The 18,378-nt window shown below is 63.3% G+C and carries 16 protein-coding genes; 10 read left to right on the forward strand and 6 right to left on the reverse strand.

Annotated features, from left to right (window positions below; translation table 11 throughout):
• Positions 1-162: 162 nt before the first annotated feature.
• The 8 genes from ACK56M_RS23055 (at position 163) to nhaA (ending at position 9,160) form a co-directional block, all read left to right on the forward strand.
• Positions 163-1,278 carry a branched-chain amino acid ABC transporter substrate-binding protein gene (locus ACK56M_RS23055; protein ID WP_015271528.1) on the forward strand — a complete coding sequence of 372 codons (1,116 nt, stop codon included), beginning with the start codon at positions 163-165 and terminating at the stop codon, positions 1,276-1,278.
• Between the two features lie 185 nt (positions 1,279-1,463).
• A complete protein-coding gene (livH, locus tag ACK56M_RS23060) occupies positions 1,464-2,387 on the forward strand; it encodes a high-affinity branched-chain amino acid ABC transporter permease LivH (RefSeq protein ID WP_013973918.1) in 924 nt (307 codons plus the stop codon).
• Complete coding sequence (locus ACK56M_RS23065; RefSeq protein WP_015271529.1) at positions 2,384-3,640, forward strand: high-affinity branched-chain amino acid ABC transporter permease LivM; 1,257 nt, start codon at positions 2,384-2,386, stop codon at positions 3,638-3,640. The genes livH and ACK56M_RS23065 overlap by 4 nt, the downstream gene beginning before the upstream one ends.
• Complete coding sequence (gene livG, locus ACK56M_RS23070; protein WP_013973920.1) at positions 3,637-4,404, forward strand: high-affinity branched-chain amino acid ABC transporter ATP-binding protein LivG; 768 nt, start codon at positions 3,637-3,639, stop codon at positions 4,402-4,404. The genes ACK56M_RS23065 and livG overlap by 4 nt, the downstream gene beginning before the upstream one ends.
• Complete coding sequence (locus tag ACK56M_RS23075; protein ID WP_013973921.1) at positions 4,405-5,106, forward strand: ABC transporter ATP-binding protein; 702 nt, start codon at positions 4,405-4,407, stop codon at positions 5,104-5,106. It begins immediately after the preceding gene.
• A gap of 243 nt (positions 5,107-5,349) precedes the next feature.
• Complete coding sequence (locus tag ACK56M_RS23080; RefSeq protein ID WP_015271530.1) at positions 5,350-6,024, forward strand: COG3650 family protein; 675 nt, start codon at positions 5,350-5,352, stop codon at positions 6,022-6,024.
• 103 nt (positions 6,025-6,127) lie between these two features.
• A complete protein-coding gene (locus ACK56M_RS23085; protein ID WP_015271531.1) occupies positions 6,128-7,735 on the forward strand; it encodes an NAD(P)/FAD-dependent oxidoreductase in 1,608 nt (535 codons plus the stop codon).
• 249 nt (positions 7,736-7,984) lie between these two features.
• The gene (gene nhaA, locus ACK56M_RS23090; protein WP_015271532.1) at positions 7,985-9,160 is read left to right on the forward strand and encodes a Na+/H+ antiporter NhaA; all 1,176 of its coding nucleotides are present in this window, start codon (positions 7,985-7,987) and stop codon (positions 9,158-9,160) included.
• A gap of 69 nt (positions 9,161-9,229) precedes the next feature.
• On the opposite strand, the gene ACK56M_RS23095 is transcribed toward nhaA, so the two are convergent.
• Positions 9,230-9,694: a glycine zipper 2TM domain-containing protein gene (locus ACK56M_RS23095; RefSeq protein WP_013973925.1), complete on the reverse strand. Its 465-nt coding sequence runs from the start codon at positions 9,692-9,694 to the stop codon at positions 9,230-9,232.
• 146 nt (positions 9,695-9,840) lie between these two features.
• On the opposite strand from ACK56M_RS23095, the gene ACK56M_RS23100 reads away from it, so the two are divergent.
• Positions 9,841-10,074, forward strand: coding sequence for a hypothetical protein (locus tag ACK56M_RS23100; RefSeq protein ID WP_015271533.1), 234 nt, complete (start codon positions 9,841-9,843; stop codon positions 10,072-10,074).
• Positions 10,075-10,114: 40 nt separating this feature from the next.
• Here ACK56M_RS23100 and pdxH read toward each other — a convergent pair whose 3' ends face one another.
• From pdxH to dinG, 5 genes are all read right to left on the reverse strand, one after another.
• Positions 10,115-10,762 (reverse strand): pyridoxamine 5'-phosphate oxidase, encoded by a 648-nt coding sequence (gene pdxH, locus ACK56M_RS23105; protein WP_015271534.1) that lies wholly within the window; start codon positions 10,760-10,762, stop codon positions 10,115-10,117.
• Between the two features lie 18 nt (positions 10,763-10,780).
• Complete coding sequence (locus ACK56M_RS23110; RefSeq protein ID WP_015271535.1) at positions 10,781-11,758, reverse strand: OmpA family protein; 978 nt, start codon at positions 11,756-11,758, stop codon at positions 10,781-10,783.
• Positions 11,759-11,857: 99 nt separating this feature from the next.
• Positions 11,858-13,003: an EstA family serine hydrolase gene (locus ACK56M_RS23115; protein WP_015271536.1), complete on the reverse strand. Its 1,146-nt coding sequence runs from the start codon at positions 13,001-13,003 to the stop codon at positions 11,858-11,860.
• A 257-nt stretch (positions 13,004-13,260) separates the two neighbouring features.
• Positions 13,261-15,495, reverse strand: coding sequence for a beta-galactosidase (locus ACK56M_RS23120; RefSeq protein WP_015271537.1), 2,235 nt, complete (start codon positions 15,493-15,495; stop codon positions 13,261-13,263).
• 81 nt (positions 15,496-15,576) lie between these two features.
• Entirely contained in the window at positions 15,577-17,721 is a 2,145-nt protein-coding gene (gene dinG / locus ACK56M_RS23125) for an ATP-dependent DNA helicase DinG (RefSeq protein ID WP_013973931.1), read from the reverse strand.
• A 98-nt stretch (positions 17,722-17,819) separates the two neighbouring features.
• Here dinG and ACK56M_RS23130 point away from each other — a divergent pair, with 98 nt between their 5' ends.
• Complete coding sequence (locus ACK56M_RS23130) at positions 17,820-18,284, forward strand: CopD family protein (protein ID WP_015271538.1); 465 nt, start codon at positions 17,820-17,822, stop codon at positions 18,282-18,284.
• Positions 18,285-18,378 lie beyond the last annotated feature (94 nt).

Raw genomic sequence — 18,378 nt, forward strand, 5'->3', positions numbered from 1 at the left:
TCAAGCGCTCGAACAGCGCTCTACACTGTACCGGTACAGTTCCGGGACATGTTCCGGGGGAAGGTGGGCTTGCGCGTTGGCATGGCCACGCCGCAAATCCCGCCCGGTCTGTAGCCCTGGCCGCCAGGACTATAAGAATTACAACAGAATGAGTGGAGCACTATGATCAAGATTTCCAAGCTGTTCGCCGCAATGGTTCTGGCAGGGGTAGCCAGCCATTCGTTTGCCGCCGATACCATCAAGATCGGGATTGCCGGCCCCAAGACCGGCCCTGTGACCCAGTACGGCGACATGCAGTTCATCGGCGCAAAGCAAGCCATCAAGGATATCAACGCCGCGGGCGGCGTGGATGGCAAGATGCTCGAAGCCAAGGAATACGACGACGCCTGCGATCCTAAACAGGCCGTGGCAGTCGCCAACAAAGTGGTCAACGACGGCGTCAAGTTCGTCATTGGTCACCTGTGCTCCAGCTCTACCCAGCCTGCGTCCGACATCTACGAAGACGAAGGCGTGATCATGATCACCCCGGCCGCGACCTCCCCGGAAATCACCGCACGTGGCTACAAGCTGATCTTCCGCACCATCGGTCTGGACAGCGCCCAGGGCCCGGCTGCCGGCAACTACATCGCCGACCACGTCAAGCCGAAGGTTGTCGCCGTTCTGCACGACAAGCAGCAGTACGGTGAAGGCATCGCCACCGCGGTCAAGCAGACCCTGGAAGGCAAAGGCACCAAGGTTGCCGTGTTCGAAGGCCTGAACGCCGGTGACAAGGACTTCTCCTCGATCATCCAGAAGCTCAAGCAGAACAACGTCGACTTCGTCTACTACGGCGGCTACCACCCAGAGCTGGGCCTGATCCTGCGCCAGGCTCAGGAAAAGGGCCTGAAAGCCAAGTTCATGGGCCCGGAAGGCGTGGGCAACGACTCCATCTCGCAGATCGCCCAGAACGCCTCCGAAGGCCTGCTGGTGACCCTGCCGAAGTCGTTCGATGCGGACCCTGCGAACAAGAAGATCGTCGACGCCATCAAGGCTGACGGCAAGGACCCAAGCGGCCCGTTCGTGTTCCCGGCCTACTCGGCTGTCGAGCTGATCGCCCAAGGCATCAAGAAAGCCAAGTCCGAAGATGCCGACAAGGTGGCAGCCGCCATCCACGAAGGTACCTTCAAGACCCCGACTGGTGACCTGTCGTTCGACGACAAAGGCGACCTGAAAGACTTCAAGTTCGTGGTCTACGAATGGCACTTCGGCAAGCCGAAGACCGAAGTCTCCCCTCAGTAACTGCGTGACTAATAGCTGACCGTAGAAGCCCACTGTGCGAGCAGTGGGCTTTGTTTTACGAGGTTCATGGGCCTGATCCCCGCGATCCGGGGGCGGGCTCACCTGAAAATCTTAAAACCGTCACCCGCGGTTTCCTGGCCTACCCCCGCCAGCGAAATGCAAATCAGGTTTTTAGGAGCGCTGTAATGCCTGAGATCTACCATTTCTTCCAACAACTGGTTAATGGATTGACCATCGGCAGCACCTATGCCTTGATCGCCATCGGCTACACGATGGTGTACGGCATCATTGGCATGATCAACTTCGCCCACGGCGAGGTGTACATGATCGGTTCCTACGTGGCCTTCATCGCCCTGGCGGGCCTGGCCATGATGGGTATCCATTCGCTGCCTGTCCTGATGACCGTCGCCTTTGTCGCGACGATCTTCGTCACCAGTGCCTATGGCTACAGCATCGAACGGGTTGCCTACCGCCCCCTGCGCAACAGCAACCGCCTGATCCCGCTGATTTCCGCCATCGGCATGTCGATCTTCCTGCAGAACACCGTCCTGCTGTCGCAAGATTCCAAGGACAAGTCCATCCCCAACCTGATCCCCGGAAGCTTCTCGTTCGGGCCAGGCGGCGCGGAGGAAGTACTGATCAGCTACATGCAGATCCTGGTGTTCGTGGTCACCCTGGTGGCCATGACCTGCCTCACCCTGTTCATCTCCCGTTCCCGCCTGGGCCGCGCCTGCCGCGCCTGCGCCGAGGACATCAAGATGGCCAACCTGCTGGGCATCAACACCAACAACATCATCGCCCTCACCTTCGTCATCGGTGCCGCCCTGGCGGCGGTGGCGGCCGTGCTGCTGAGCATGCAGTACGGGGTGATCAACCCCAACGCCGGTTTCCTGGTGGGCCTGAAGGCCTTCACCGCGGCGGTGCTGGGTGGCATTGGCAGCATTCCGGGCGCCATGCTCGGCGGGCTGGTGCTGGGCGTGGCCGAAGCGTTCGGTGCCGATATCTTCGGCGACCAGTACAAGGACGTTGTGGCATTCGGCTTGTTGGTTCTTGTCCTGCTATTCCGGCCGACCGGCATCCTGGGCCGCCCGGAGGTTGAAAAAGTATGAACAGAAATCTCAAACAGGCGTTCTTCAGCGCCTTGCTGGTATGGGCCGTGGCCTTCCCGGTACTGGGCCTGAAACTGAGCATCGATGGCATCAGCCTGGTGGTGCACAGCCAGGGCTCGTTCACCATCGGCATCATCGCCGTGTGTTCGGTGTTGATGTTCCTGCGCGTGCTGTTCGACAAGCAGTGGAGCTCGGTAATGGGCCGCCGCTCGGATCGCAAGCTGATCCCGCCAGCGGTCAGCAACTACCTGACCCTGCCGAAAACCCAGCGCTACGTGATCATGGGCCTGATCGTCGCGGCACTGGTGTGGCCGTTCTTCGGCTCGCGCGGCGCGGTCGACATTGCCACGCTGATCCTGATCTACGTGTTGCTGGGCCTGGGCCTGAACATCGTGGTCGGTTTGGCAGGCCTGCTCGACCTCGGTTACGTCGGCTTCTACGCCGTCGGTGCCTACAGCTACGCCATGCTCTCGCACTACCTGGGCTGGAGCTTCTGGGTATGCCTGCCGATCGCCGGCCTCATGGCCGCTACCTTCGGCTTCCTGCTCGGCTTCCCGGTGCTGCGCCTGCGCGGTGACTACCTGGCGATCGTGACCCTCGGCTTCGGCGAGATCATCCGCCTGTTCCTGCGTAACCTCACCGACTGGACCGGCGGCCCCAACGGCATCAGCAACATTCCCAAGCCGGAGTTCTTCGGCCTGACCTTCGAACGCCGTGCCGCCGAAGGCATGCAGACGTTCCATGAGTTCTTCGGGCTGGAATACAACTCGATCAACAAGGTCATCTTCCTCTATCTGGTGGCCCTGCTGCTGGCTCTGCTGGCGCTGTTCGTGATCAACCGCCTGCTGCGCATGCCGATCGGCCGCGCCTGGGAAGCCCTGCGCGAAGACGAGATCGCCTGCCGTGCTCTGGGCCTGAACCCGACCGTGATCAAGCTGTCGGCATTCACCCTGGGCGCCTGCTTCGCCGGTTTCGCCGGCAGCTTCTTCGCTGCGCGCCAAGGCCTGGTGACGCCGGAGTCGTTCACCTTCATCGAGTCGGCGATCATCCTCGCCATCGTCGTGCTCGGCGGCATGGGCTCACAACTGGGCGTGATCCTCGCGGCCATCGTGATGATCCTGCTGCCCGAGCTGATGCGTGAGTTCAGCGAATACCGGATGCTGATGTTCGGTGCGCTGATGGTGTTGATGATGATCTGGCGTCCGCAAGGCCTGCTGCCTATGCAACGTCCACACATGGAGCTGCGTCGATGAGCCGCGAAATTCTGCAAGTCAGCGGCCTGAGCATGCGCTTCGGCGGCTTGTTGGCGGTCAACGGCGTGGGCCTGACCGTCAAGGAAAAACAGGTGGTGGCACTGATCGGCCCGAACGGCGCCGGCAAGACCACCGTGTTCAACTGCCTGACCGGCTTCTACAAGCCCAGCGGCGGCACCATCCTGCTCGATGGCCAGCCGATCCAGGGCCTGGCCGGGCATCAGATCGCCCGCAAGGGCGTGGTGCGGACATTCCAGAACGTGCGCCTGTTCAAGGAAATGACCGCGCTGGAAAACCTGCTGATCGCCCAGCACCGCCACCTCAACACCAACTTCTTCGCCGGCCTGTTCAAGACCCCAAGCTTCCGCCGCAGCGAGAAGGAGGCCATGGAGCGCGCGCAGTACTGGCTGGAGAAGGTCAACCTGACCGAGTTCGCCAACCGTACCGCCGGCACCCTCGCCTACGGGCAGCAGCGCCGCCTGGAAATCGCCCGCTGCATGATGACCCAACCGCGCATCATCATGCTCGACGAACCGGCTGCGGGCCTGAACCCGAAGGAAACCGAAGACCTCAAGGCGCTGATCGCCTACCTGCGTGAGTCGCACAACGTCACCGTGCTGCTGATCGAGCACGACATGAAGCTGGTGATGAGCATTTCCGACCATATCGTGGTGATCAACCAGGGCACACCCCTGGCCCACGGCACACCGGAAGAGATCCGCGACAACCCTGATGTGATCAAAGCCTACCTGGGGGAAGCGTAAATGCTGAAGTTCGAGAACGTTTCCACCTTCTACGGCAAGATCCAGGCGCTGCACAGCGTCAATGTGGAGATCAACCAGGGTGAGATCGTCACCCTGATCGGCGCCAACGGCGCCGGCAAGTCGACCTTGCTGATGACCTTGTGCGGCTCGCCGCAGGCGCACAGCGGCAGCATCAAGTACCTGGGTGAAGAGCTGGTCGGCCAGCCGTCTTCGCACATCATGCGCAAGAGCATCGCGGTGGTACCGGAAGGCCGCCGCGTGTTCTCCCGCCTGACCGTCGAGGAAAACCTGGCAATGGGTGGTTTCTTCACCGACAAGGGCGATTACCAGGAGCAGCTGGACAAGGTGTTGCAGCTGTTCCCGCGCCTGAAGGAGCGTTATATCCAGCGTGGCGGCACCATGTCCGGTGGCGAGCAGCAGATGCTCGCCATTGGCCGGGCGCTGATGAGCAAGCCCAAGCTGCTGCTGCTCGACGAGCCATCGCTGGGCCTGGCGCCAATCATCATCCAGCAGATCTTCGACATCATCGAACAGCTGCGCCGTGATGGCGTGACGGTGTTCCTGGTGGAGCAGAACGCCAACCAGGCGCTGAAGATCGCTGACCGGGCGTATGTGCTGGAGAACGGCCGGGTGGTGATGCAGGGTACTGGGGAAGCACTGTTGACCGACCCGAAGGTGCGCGACGCGTACCTGGGGGGTTGACCGGGAAAAGGGCCATCTACTGGCCCTTTTTTCTACCTGTCAGAAATGTATTGCCTGTACTGGCCCTATCGCCGGCAAGCCAGCTCCCACAGGTACCCCCACAGTTCCTGAAAGTTGTGGGGGCCTGTGGGAGCTGGCTTGCCGGCGATAGGGCCAGCACAGGCAACCATTAACTTGTGATCCAGCGCCAGCCTGAGTAACGTGGCCGGCTTTCATGGCAAAGATTTCCCCGGAGCCCGCCCCATGCGCCTCACCCCCACCCTGCTGCTCACCGCCCTGCTGCCCTTGTTCGCAGGCTGCCAGCTCATGGCTGACACCCCCAGCGACCCGAACATCGGCACTACGCGCATGCAGGGCGAGCTGCGTGCCGGCGGTGGCCAGCTGCTGTTCAAGCCGTGCAGCGAAAACCGCACTTTCGTGATCAACGACGTCGCCGCAACCGGCATCCTGCAGGAAGCCGCCAACCTCGCCAAGGACGCCAACGACAAACTGTTCGCCGACGTCCGTGGCCGCCTCACCGGCAGCAGGCAGGCCAACAACGACGGCCAGCTTGAAGTTCGCCGCCTGTACCGCCTGGAACCTTCCACCCGCGCCTGTGAAGACCCCAACTTCAAGCAGCTGACCCTGCGCGCCAACGGCCATGAGCCGGAATGGGACATCAAGGCCAGCGGCAAAGGCATGGTGCTCAACCGCGTCGGCCAGGATCCCCTGCCCCTGCCCTTTCTGGAAGAAGAAGTGCCCGGCGGCGGCCTGACCCTGACCAGCGAAGCCAACGGCCAGCACGTGGAGCTGTGGGTCGCGCCACAACGCTGTGTAGACACCGCCACCGGTGCCATCCACCACTTACGTGCCGAACTGCGCATCGACGGCAAGACCCTGCTGGGCTGCGGTTACTATGGCGGTGCACGCGACAACTGATCGCCGGGCGCTTTTATCCTGCCAGTCGGGGCGGCGAACAGCTTATACTTGGCGGTTTGTGTAAAGCCGCCGGCCGCCCATGGCCGGGATACTGGACCCTGCCATGCTACGAATCACCGAACTGAAGCTGCCCCTGGACCATCCCGACGAAGCCCTGCGTGAAGCGATCGTCCAGCGCCTGGGCATCCGCGACGAGCAACTGCTCAGCTTCAACCTGTTCAAGCGCAGCTACGATGCGCGCAAGAAGAACAGCGAACTGCTGTTCATCTACACCATCGACCTGGAAGCCAGCAACGAAGCCGAGCTGCTCAGCAAGTTCGCCGACGATCGCAATATCGGCCCGGCGCCAGACGTAACCTACAAGTTCGTCGGCAAGGCCCCTGCCGATCTGCAGGAGCGCCCGATCGTGGTCGGCTTCGGCCCGTGCGGCATCTTCGCCGGCCTGTTGCTGGCACAGATGGGCTTCAAGCCGATCATCCTCGAGCGCGGCAAGGAAGTACGCCAGCGCACCAAGGACACCTGGGGCCTGTGGCGCAAGAGCGTGCTCAACCCCGAGTCCAACGTGCAGTTCGGCGAAGGCGGCGCCGGTACCTTCTCCGACGGCAAGCTGTACAGCCAGATCAAGGACCCGCAGCACCACGGCCGCAAGGTGCTGGAAGAGTTCGTCAAGGCCGGTGCACCGGACGAGATCCTGTACATCAACAAACCGCACATCGGCACCTTCCGCCTCACCGGCATGGTCGAGCAGATGCGTCAGGACATGATTGCCCTTGGCGCCGAAGTGCGCTTCCAGCAGAAGGTCACCGACCTGCTGATCGAGGATGGGCAACTGACCGGCGTGGTGCTGGAGAGCGGCGAACAGCTGCACTCGCGCCATGTGGTGCTGGCACTGGGCCACAGTGCCCGCGACACCTTCCGCATGCTGCACGCCAAAGGCGTGTACATGGAAGCCAAGCCGTTCTCGGTGGGCTTCCGTATCGAGCACCCGCAAACGCTGATCGACAAGGCTCGCCTAGGCAAGTACGCCGGTCACCCGAAACTCGGTGCCGCCGACTACAAACTGGTGTATCACGCCAAGAATGGCCGCTCTGTGTACAGCTTCTGCATGTGCCCGGGCGGCACCGTGGTCGCAGCAACCAGCGAGCCAGGCCGGGTGGTTACCAACGGCATGAGCCAGTACTCGCGTAACGAGCGCAACGCCAACTCAGGCATCGTCGTCGGCATCGACCCCGAGCGCGATTACCCGGGCGGCCCGCTGGCCGGCATCGAGCTGCAGGAACGCCTGGAAGCCCACGCCTACGTGATGGGCGGCAGCAACTACCAGGCCCCGGCACAGCTGGTGGGTGACTTCGTCGCTGGCCGGCCGTCGACTGCACTGGGCAGTGTCGAGCCGTCCTACAAACCGGGCGTGACCCTGGGCGACCTGGCGCCGAGCCTGCCGGACTTCGCCATCGAAGCCATTCGCGAGGCGCTGCCAGCGTTCGACCGGCAGATCAAGGGCTACAACCTGCATGATGCAGTGCTGACTGGGATCGAGACCCGCACCTCCTCGCCGCTGCGCATTACCCGCGGTGAGGACTTCCAGAGCCTGAACCTCAAGGGGCTGTTCCCGGCGGGTGAAGGGGCCGGGTATGCGGGCGGAATCCTGTCGGCGGGTGTCGATGGGATTCGCATCGCTGAGGCGGTGGCGCGGGATATGCTCGGCCTCTGAGCCTTTTACATGCCAGGGCCTCTTCGCGGGTAAAACCGCGAAAGGGCCACTGCAGACATCAGAAAAATCCACAACAAACATCAGACTTCCCCTCCCCACTCCTTCCCCATCTGCGTCTAGGCTTTCCCGCAGCCCAGCCAGCAATACCATATAACAAAAACGAATATGGTTTTTGTTTGAAAGCATATCGCCAAAGGCTAGGGTGTACGCCCGTTCCATTGTCAACTGCTCATGGAGAGCCTATAGCCCGTGCGTAGCCTGTTCACCCGCTTCTTCCAGCTCGAAGCCGCCAGTGGCCTGTTGCTGATCGCTGCGGCCATCCTGGCCCTGATAATCAACAACTCGCCGCTGTCCTACCTGTACAGCGGCCTGCTCGACGTTCCCGTCGCCGTTCAGGTCGGTGCGCTGCACATCGCCAAACCGCTGTTGCTTTGGATCAACGACGGCCTGATGGCCCTGTTCTTCCTGCTGATCGGCCTGGAGGTCAAGCGCGAGGTAGTCGACGGCCACCTGTCCAAGCCCTCCCAGGTAATCCTGCCAGCCACCGCCGCCGTGGGCGGCATGGTGATACCGGCACTGATCTACTGGTTCATCAACCGTGACAACCCTGCCGCCATAGCCGGCTGGGCTATCCCCACAGCCACCGACATCGCCTTCGCCCTCGGCGTACTGGCCCTGCTGGGCAAGCGCGTGCCGGTGTCGCTGAAACTGTTCCTGATGACCCTGGCGATCATCGACGACCTGGGTGCGATCATCGTCATTGCCCTGTTCTACTCGGGCACCCTGTCGAGCATGTCGCTGCTGCTGGCTGCCGCCTGCCTGGTATTGCTGGTGTCGATGAATCGGCTTGGCGTGGTCAAGCTTGGGCCCTACATGGTCGTTGGCCTGATCCTGTGGGTCTGCGTGCTCAAGAGCGGCGTGCATGCCACCCTGGCCGGCGTCGCCCTGGCCCTGTGCATCCCGCTGCGCACGCGCCATGCCGAACGCTCACCACTGCTTGCCCTGGAACAAGCCCTGCATCCTTGGGTTGCCTACGCCATCCTGCCGCTGTTCGCTTTCGCCAACGCCGGTGTATCGCTGTCAGGCGTGACCTTAGAAAGCTTCACCCACCCGGTGCCACTGGGCATCGCCGTGGGGCTGTTGCTGGGCAAGACCGTGGGTGTCTTCGGCCTGACATGGGTCGCGGTCAAGCTGCGCCTGGCCGCACTGCCTGCAGGCGCCAGTTGGGGGCAATTGCTGGGTGTGGCGATACTTTGCGGTATCGGCTTCACCATGAGCCTGTTCGTCGGCTCGCTCGCCTTTGTGCCTGGAAGCAGTGATTACGCCGGGATGGACCGCATGGGTATTCTCACCGGATCGTTCTTCGCCGCCGTGTTCGGCTATGCAGTAACCGCCATGGCCAGCCGCAAGTCCAACGTCGGCTGACCTGGCCGCAGCATGAAAAAACCCCGACTGGCGAGCGCCATGTCGGGGTTTTTTCTTGTTGGGCTACGGTCAGTGCGTGACGCGGCTGGTGCCATCGACGGTCATGATGCGCACGCGGTCGCCAACGCGGAAGATCTCGTTCTGCTGCACGGCCTGCACATAGGCACGCATGCTGCCATCGTCCTCACGCACGGTGATCTCGACACCCTGGGTACGGGTCAGGCCCTCTTCGGCGGCGGAACCGGCCAGGCCACCGGCAACGGCACCGATCACGGCGGCGACGATGCTGCCACGGCCACCACCCACGGCGCTCCCGGCCACGCCACCCACGATGGCGCCAGCACCGCCACCGATCGGGGTCTTGGTGCCTTCGATCTTGACCGGACGCAGGGACTCGATAGTGCCCATGCGCACAGTTTGCACGCGGCGGGCCTCATCACGGGAGTAGCTGTCACCGGTCAGGCTCGAGGCACAGCCACCCAGCAACAGCGACATGGTGGTAAAGGTCGCCACCAGCAAAGCGGATTTACGCATGGGTAAGGTCTCCATAAGTCAGGTGCTCATTAGACGCTGCACGTTGACGGCTGTCACGGTACAAACGTAATAAAATTGTTTTCATTCAGCCAAGGGACAGCCTGCACGGCTGTGTCGAGGCCTTTCAAGTGAGACCAAGGATAGCCATGGATTACTTCATCGTCGTGGTCACCACCGTTGCGGGGCTGTATTTCCACTGGTGGCTGTATGTGCGCATGCGCCGCTGGATGGACCGTGACCTGGCGTTGTCGCTGGCAGGGGCGGACCCGGAAAAACGCGCGTATATGCTGCAAAGGCTGGAGCAGGCGCGGGTGGAGAAGGTGGGGCGCAAGCAGTTGGCGGGGTGGTTGGAACGGCAGGCTACAGGGTATCCGGGGTAGCCTGATGGAGCGCCGGGGCCGCAAAGCGGCCCCGACAAACTCAGGGCGCCAACCGCTCCCGCAGCCATTGCCCATCCACCAGCCGGTAGTTCAGTCGGTCATGCAGGCGGCTGGCCCGCCCCTGCCAGAACTCGATGCGCTCAGGTAGCAAACGATACCCACCCCAATGCTCCGGACAATGCGGCTGGGTGTCGGAAAAGCGCGCCTCAGTGGCCTTGACCAGTCCCTCCAGCTCCTCACGACCGGCAATCACCTGGCTCTGTGGCGAAGCCCAAGCACCTAGGCGGCTACCCAGCGGGCGCACCTGGTAGTAGGCGTCAGACTCCTGGGGGGTGACCTTTTCCACCCGCCCTTCGATGCGCACCTGGCGCTCCAGCGCCGGCCAGAAGAAGGTCATGGCGGCGAAAGGGTTGACCAGCAGTTGCTGGCCCTTGGCACTATCGTAGTTGGTGAAGAAAGTGAAGCCACGCTCATCGAGCCCCTTCAGCAACAAGATACGGCAGTGCGGGCGGCCTTCACCGTCGACAGTGGCCAAGGTCATGGCGTTGGCTTCCACCGGCACCTGCTCGGTTTTCACCGCTTCGGCGAACCACTGGTGGAACAGGGCGAACGGCTCTCCCGGGGCCTGGGATTCGGCCAGGCCATCACGGGTGTAGTCGCGGCGCATATCGGCCAGGGATTGGGTCATTGCTGCGTTCCTTGACGATCAGTTGGTCTTCGCAGGGCTGTTGGCAGCTACTTTCTTTTCAGTGGTAGCTTTCTTGGCAACCGGCTTGGCCGGTGCAGCTTTTTTCTTGGCCGTGGTCTTGGCTGGCGCCTTGGCCTTGGCTTTGGTCACAGGCTTCTTCGCCGCAGCCTTGATGGCCGGCTTGCTGTCGGCAGGCTTGGCAGCAGGTGCTTTGACATCTTGCACCGCCACCATTGGCGCGCGCGCCGGGGCGGCTTGCTGGTACTTGGCCAGCAGGGCGACCATGGTGTTCTGCGGGGTCAACAGCATTTCCACACGGCGGTTCAGGGCACGGCCCTCGGCGCTGTCGTTGGCGGCGCGCGGCATTTCCGAGCCCATGCCCTTGAGGTTCAGACGGTCACGCTGCAGGCCGCTGAGGCGGAAGATGGCCGACACCGAAGCGGCGCGCTCCAGGCTGAGCTTCTGGTTGGCGGCAGCGACCCCGCTGCTGTCGGCATGGCCGAGCACCAGCACGGCGGTCTTGGCATCGCCTTCGACAGTCTTGGCCACACGAGTAATCGGGCCCAGGGTCATCGGCAGCAGCATGTTCGGACGATCGGGGTTGTACGAACTGTCCACCGGGATGGTTACGGCCAGCACGTTGTCACGACGCTCCAGCTCCAGCTTGCTGCCCTTGATCGCCTCACGCAGCTTTGGCTCGTACTCGTCCAGCCAGGCCTGGGTGGCCTTCTGGTCGACCTTCGGCACCACCGGCCCCTTGGCCTGCTTCTCTTCACCGCCGAACGGCCACCACCAACGGCTGGCGTTGTCGGACTTGGCGTCGGCCTTGGCCACATTTTCCGTGACGGCTTGCTTCACTTCCTGCTCGGCAACCTTGTCCGAACCGAAGGGCCACCAGCTAGAGGCGCTGTCCTTCGAGCCGTCCTGGGGGTGACTGGCGCAGCCGGTAACGGCGGTCAGGCACAGGGCGAGTGCTAAGGTTTTGTGTGAAGACATCAGCGATACACCATGAAATAGAAAGAAATTTTGCTTACGCCCTTCAGGCGTTGGCATTGAGGATAGTCAAAGGGCTGGGGCAATACCCGCATTACCCGATCAAAGGCAATTGGCAAGGACGCGTACCAGTTTCTGGGCTCGCGGGTCCATGAGCACATAAGGGCCAAGGGTATTGACCACGAAACCGAAGGCCACATCGTGTTCCGGGTCAGCGAAACCAACCGAGCCGCCGGCGCCTGGGTGGCCGAAGGCGCGGGCCCCGAGGCCGAACGTGGCATTGGCCACGTCTGGCTGGTCGAGCATGCAGCCCAGGCCAAAACGGGTCTGGGTGAGCAGAGTACGATCCTGGCCGAGGCTGTGCTCACGGGTGAGTTCGTCGAGCAGCTCTGATTCGAGCAGGCTACCGTCCAACAGCCCGGCATAGAAGCCCGCCAGGCTGCGCGCATTGCCATGGCCATTGGCCGCTGGCTGCTGCATGCGCCGCCACTCCGGCTTGTTGGTACTGGTCAGGATCGCCGGCGGGTTGGTGAAGGCACGGGTCGACAGAGCCTCGGGCTCGCGCATGGTCACCTGCAGCAGGCGCTGAGCCGCAGCGTCCCCGGCGTTGCCCTTGCCACGGGCGATATGCGCTACGCGATGAAACTCATCGTCCGCCAGGCCGATATGAAAATCCAGCCCCAACGGCCGAGCGGTACGGGCCACGATCGAGTCGCCGGGGCCACGGCCGTCGGCACGGCGGATCAGCTCGCCAATCAGCCAGCCGTAGGTAATTGCGGCATAGCCATGCTCGGTGCCGGGTGTCCACCAGGGCGTTTCGGCAGCCAGCGCATCGACCATGGCCTGCCAGTCATACAGTGCCTCGGCCGGCAGCAGCTCACGGATGGCCGGCAAGCCGGCGCGGTGGCTGAGCAGCTGGCGCAGGGTAATCGCCTGTTTGCCTGCCTGGGCGAACTCGGGCCAGTAGTTGGCCACCGGCGCATCAAGCGCCAGCTTGCCCTCGCCGACCAGTTGCAGGGCGGTGACAGCGGTGAAGGTCTTGGTGCAGGAAAACAGGTTGGCGATGGTATCGCTGTGCCAGGCCTGCTGGCCGTCCTTGTCGGCACTGCCGGCCCACAGGTCGACCACGGTTTCGCCACCAACCTGGATGCACAGCGCGGCGCCACGCTCCTGGGGATCATCGAACAGCGCGGCGAAGGCTTCGCGCACTGCTTCGAACTTCAGCTCATAGTGACCCTGGATCTGCACCCGCTGTTCTCCGTACGACCAATTCCGAAAATGGTGTGCATTGTTTCAGTAGTTGCGTGTTTTGCAAACTGGCTTGGGCCAAGTGGTCGCGACGAATGGCAGCCAGGACGAACGGTGCCCCTGTAGGAGCGGCCTTGCGTCGCGATGGGCTGCGCAGCAGCCCCGGTAATTTGTGCATTGCGGCTGAGATCCTGGGGCTGCTGTGCAGCCCATCGCGACACAAGGCCGCTCCTACACAAGACCGCGTCAGCCGGTTGCTAGGGCGCCGGTTTTTCCAGTTGGACGCGCAGCTGGCTCATTGCCTGCAAGTTGCTCTTGCGCACGGCATCGACAAACCCCGGGTATGGCATATCGGTGATCGCCACCAACCCTAGGTGACCGTTCTCGCCATCGAGCAGGCGGCCGCTGGCCGGCTGGTCGAGGTACTGGAACCAGTGCGCGCCAACGATCATCGGCTGCGCCAGGGCCGCCTTGAGGAAGTTGCCGTAGGCCGGGCCACGGTCCTCTTCCCGCGCCACTTCCAGCGGCCCCGGCCAGAACGGCCCGCGATCGCGCGAGCCGAACTGGAACTCGGACACCAACACCGGCTTGTCCAGCTCGGCCAGGCGGGTGAAGTCGTAGCCATCCTGCGGCTTGAGGGTATAGAAGTTGAAGCTGAGCACATCGCAGAACTCGGCGCAGGCCTTGACCGCCTCCGGCGTGCTGACGGCATAGCGGCCACCCAGCAGCAAGTGATTGGGCGCATGCCACTTCAACGAGTCGGCAATGGTCCTGAAGTAGGTTTCGGCGAACACCTGCTGGAAGTGCTGGTAGTCACGCTCGATTTCCGGGTGCTCCGGGTTCGGCAACGGTGCCTCGAAACCCGGGTCCTCCATCAGTTCCCAGGCGCTCAGCTCGATGCCCCAGGCCTTGGACAACCCTTCCTGGTTGCGGTACTTGTCACGCAGTTGCTTGAGGAAGGCGCGCTTGGCCGGTACGTCGGTAGTCAGGCGCAAGGTTCCGTAGGCCAGGCCGTAACGCGCCTTTGGGTCGCTACCGGGGGCGGCCCAGGCCAGTTCGTTGTCGGCGAAATAGCCGATCAGCCAGGGGTCGTCACGGTGATCGCGGGCGGCAATGGCCACGGCGCGCTCGGTGGCCATGGCAAAACGCGGGTCGAACGGGTCGGGCATGCGGCCCCACCAGTCCATGCCAGTGCTGATGCTGGCGTAATCCCCCACGATCGATAGCGGCAAGGTGTAAGGCATGCGCCTGGTCTGGCCCAGGGCCGGTTCGCTCCAGTTGCCGACCGTGTTGAAACCCCAGGCCTGCAGGCGGTCGAGCGCATGCGCCTGCCAGCGGGCGGTATCCAGCGCCAATGGTGGGCAGCTTGCTGGCTGCCCCTCTACCGCGGGCGGGCAGGGTTTGCCATAGGTGCGCTGCAGGTTGGCGGCATAGAAATCGAACCAGCGCCCCTGCTTGAAGTTGCGACCTTGCGACGAGGGGTTGCCATCGTCGTTGTTGCCATCACCATAGAATGCGGCCAGTGCATCCCCCTCAACCGGCAACCCCTTGAACATCCCCTCACGCCCGGCGACGTAGGTACGCCCGCCATCCGCGGCGACGGCATTCACCCCCAGGGAATAGAACGGATGCCCCTCGGGCGTTACCAGGTACCAGCGGCCGTCACGCTTTTCGGTGCGGAAGAAGCCTTTGGCCTCGAACGCCGGCCCGGCCAGCAGGCCTCCGTAAGCGTCCAGCTGCTGCTTGCCACGCTCTGCCAGCCAGCCTTTGAGCTGTTGCTGCTCGCGTACATCGGCCGCCTTGAGCTGCTCGTCATTGGTAACCTTTTCTGGCCAATGGCCGCGGGTGGACTGGCCATAGGCATCGATCAGTTCCTGGTAGGCCGCCTTGTATGCCTGGTCGTCATCCTGGATGCCCACCCGCTCGATCAGCAGGTTCTGCGCCACCTTGGGGTTGGGGATACTCAGGCTGACCGACGTCACCTGCTTGAGGTCGACCGCACCCGCGCTGCTGGTCAGCAGCAGGCGCTGGCCGCCATGGTTCCAGGGCATGGGCGGGCCGGCGCGCATGCCTTGGCTCAATGGCGAACTGGCCGTCAGCGGTACCATCACGGTTTGTGCAGGACCGGCCGGAAGGTCGATGCGGCTGGTCAACGTGCGCCCATCACTGCCCTGCACCACCACGTCCACGGTCAGCGCCCAATCCATCGCGCTTTGCAGGCGCAAAGTCAGGAACTGACCGCCGGACCAGTCCCACACACCGCTTTGCGGGCTCAGGCGCAGGGTCGGCCGCTCGGCCGGGTTGAACACCACGCGCCGCAACACTTCACCTTCGGCCGTCTGCTCCGCGTTGTACTGCGGCATGCCGGCATCCTCGGTCGCCACATTGACCACCGAGGCCGGGCGCACGAAGCTGAAAAGCGTCTGCTGCCCAGCCAGCAACGGCGAGCTGAACAACAGGGCAAAAACGGCGGGCAGGGTACGGCGGACCATAAGGCTGGGGCTCTCCTTCAGGGCCCTCATGGCCCACGACTGAGTAATGGACAACGCACCGGAGCAAGTGTGCTCCGGCGGTCAGGAAATCTCCCGCCGGAACGGCGGCAGCGCATTGAGAATAGCCTTGCCGTAGCGCTGGGTGACCAGGCGCCGGTCAAGCAAGGTGATAACACCGCGGTCCTGTTCGGTTCGCAGCAGGCGGCCGCAGGCCTGGATCAGCCGCAGCGAGGCATCGGGCACGGCAATTTCCATGAACGGGTTGCCGCCGCGAGCTTCGATCCACTCGGCCAACGCCGCTTCGACCGGATCATCAGGCACGGCAAAAGGAATCTTGGCGATAACCACGTGCTCGCAGTAGGCACCCGGCAGGTCGACACCCTCGGCAAAGCTGGCCAGGCCGAACAGCACGCTGTGCTGGCCATCGTCGACCCGTGCCTTGTGCTTGTTCAGGGTTTCCTGCTTGGACAGGTTGCCTTGGATCAGCACTAGCTTGCGCCAGTCACGGTCCAGGCCATCGAACACGTCCTGCATCTGCTTGCGCGAGGAGAACAGCACCAGCGCGCCACGGGCATCTTCGACGATGTTCGGCAGTTCGCGGATGATCGCTGCGGTATGCGCCGCAGCATCGCGCGGGTCGGCCTTTAGGTCGGGGACCCGCAGCAGGCCGGCATCGCCATGCACGAACGGGCTGGGCACCACGCAAGTGACCGCGTCACGGGGCAACCCCGAGCGCATGCGGAAGCGGTCGAACTTGCCCAGCGCAGTCAGCGTCGCCGAGGTCACCAGTGCGCCATGTGCCACGCTCCACAGGCTGCGGCGAAGCATTTCGGCGGCCAGGATGGGGCTGGCATTGACTTCGATGTCGAACAGCGCACCGCTCTCGGCCAGGGTCAGCCAACGGGCCATGGGTGGGCTGTCTTCCGGATCTTCGGCGGTAAAGGCCGTCCACAGTTCCCAGTTGCCCTGGGCACGGGTGACCAGGCTACCGAACAGCGGGTACCACTCCTCGGCCTGGTGGCTGGCGATGCCGATGTTGACCTCACCGTCCATGCCTTCCTTGAGCAGGTCGGCCAAGCGGGTGAACAGGTCGTTGAGGCGGGCAAAGCCTTTTTTCAGCTCGATGCCCACTTCGCGAATCTGCTCCGGCACCACGCCGCCTTCAAAGCGGTAGCGCGGGCGCTCACGGCCTTCGTTGTCCTCGCTGGGGCGGAAGTCGGCAACCTGCTCGCACAGGGTGAACATGAACTGCTGCTGGGTGCGCACTTCCCGCGCAAGCTCCGGCACCTGCTCGATGTACTTGCCCAGGTCACCGGGCAGCGGGTGCTGGGCCAGCAGCTTGGTCAGGTTCTTGGCGGTCTGCTCCAGCCAGTCGGCAGTAGAGCGCAGGCGCGAATAGTGGGCGAAATGGCCGATAGCCTTGTCCGGCAGGTGGTGGCCTTCGTCGAACACGTACATGGTGTCGCGCGGGTCGGGCAATACCGCGCCGCCGCCCAGGGCCAGGTCGGCCAGCACCATATCGTGGTTGGTGACGATCACGTCGACCTTGCCCATGCCTTCACGGGCCTTGTAGAACACGCACTGCTGGAAGTTCGGGCAATGACGGCCGGTACACTGGCTGTGGTCGGTGGTCAGGCGTGCCCAGTCCTGGTCTTCCAGGGCTTCGGGCCAGCTGTCGCGGTCACCGTCCCAGCGGTTGCCGGCAAGCTTCTCGATCATGCTGTTGAACAGCTTCTGGCTGCGCTCGTCGACTTCGATGTGGAAGCCTTCTTCCTCGAACAGCTGGGCGGTGGCCGACTGGGCGTGGCCCTCCTGCAGCAGGATGTCGAGCTTGGACAGGCACAGGTAGCGGCCACGGCCCTTGGCCAGGGCGAAGCTGAAGTTCAGCCCGCTGCTGCGCATCAGGTCGGGCAGGTCCTTGAAGACAATCTGCTCCTGCAGCGCCACGGTGGCGGTGGCGATCACCAAACGCTTGCCGGCGGCCTTGGCGGCCGGAATGGCAGCCAGGCTGTAGGCCACCGTCTTGCCGGTACCGGTGCCCGCCTCCACTGCCACCACGGCAGGCTCGCCGGCACGGCGGCCTTCTTCGTCGCAGGCGATGTCGCCGAGCACCTTGGCCACTTCGGCGATCATCAGGCGCTGGCCATAGCGCGGCTTGAGGCTCTTGGCTTCGAGAAAACGCGTATAGGCGCCCTGGATGGTGGCTTTGAGTTCGTTGCTGATCATGGTCTGCAGGCGCCCGGAGGGCTGGATATATTTTCAGTGTTTCGCATGGGGCGGCTATCATACCCCGCTATTGCCCTTTATGCCGCATGGAGATCCGGATGCTTGCCTTTGCCCTGCCCTACACACTGCATGTCCTGGCCGCCCTGGTGTGGGTCGGCGGCATGTTCTTCGCCTGGCTGGTGCTGCGCCCGGCAACGGTTGCAGCCCTTGAAGGGCCTGCCCGGCTGCGCTTGTGGGTGGAAGTTTTCCGACGCTTCTTCGGTTGGGTCTGGCTGGCAGTGGCGATTTTGGCGATAAGTGGTATCGGCATGTTGCACATGCGCTTCAGCGGCTTCGAGACTGCACCGAAATATGTGCAGGTGATGATCGGTGGGGGCATCGCCATGTTTGCCCTGTTCATGCGCATCCAGGCGCTGCTGCTGCCGGAATTGAGGGGGGCAGTGCAGGCCGAGGACTGGCCGGCGGGTGCGGCAGTGCTGGGACGGATTCGGCGGATGGTGGGGATCAACCTGCTGCTCGGTCTGGCGGTGGTAGCCGTGGCCAGTTCGCGGCTGATGCTCTGACAGGATCTGCTCGGCCCCTGTAGGAGCGGCCTTGTGTCGCGATGGGCTGCGCAGCAGCCCCGGCAATTTGTGCGAAGGCGCTGAAATCCTGGGG

Source organism: Pseudomonas sp. s4, assembly GCF_046764235.1.
GTDB lineage: Bacteria > Pseudomonadota > Gammaproteobacteria > Pseudomonadales > Pseudomonadaceae > Aquipseudomonas > Aquipseudomonas asiatica.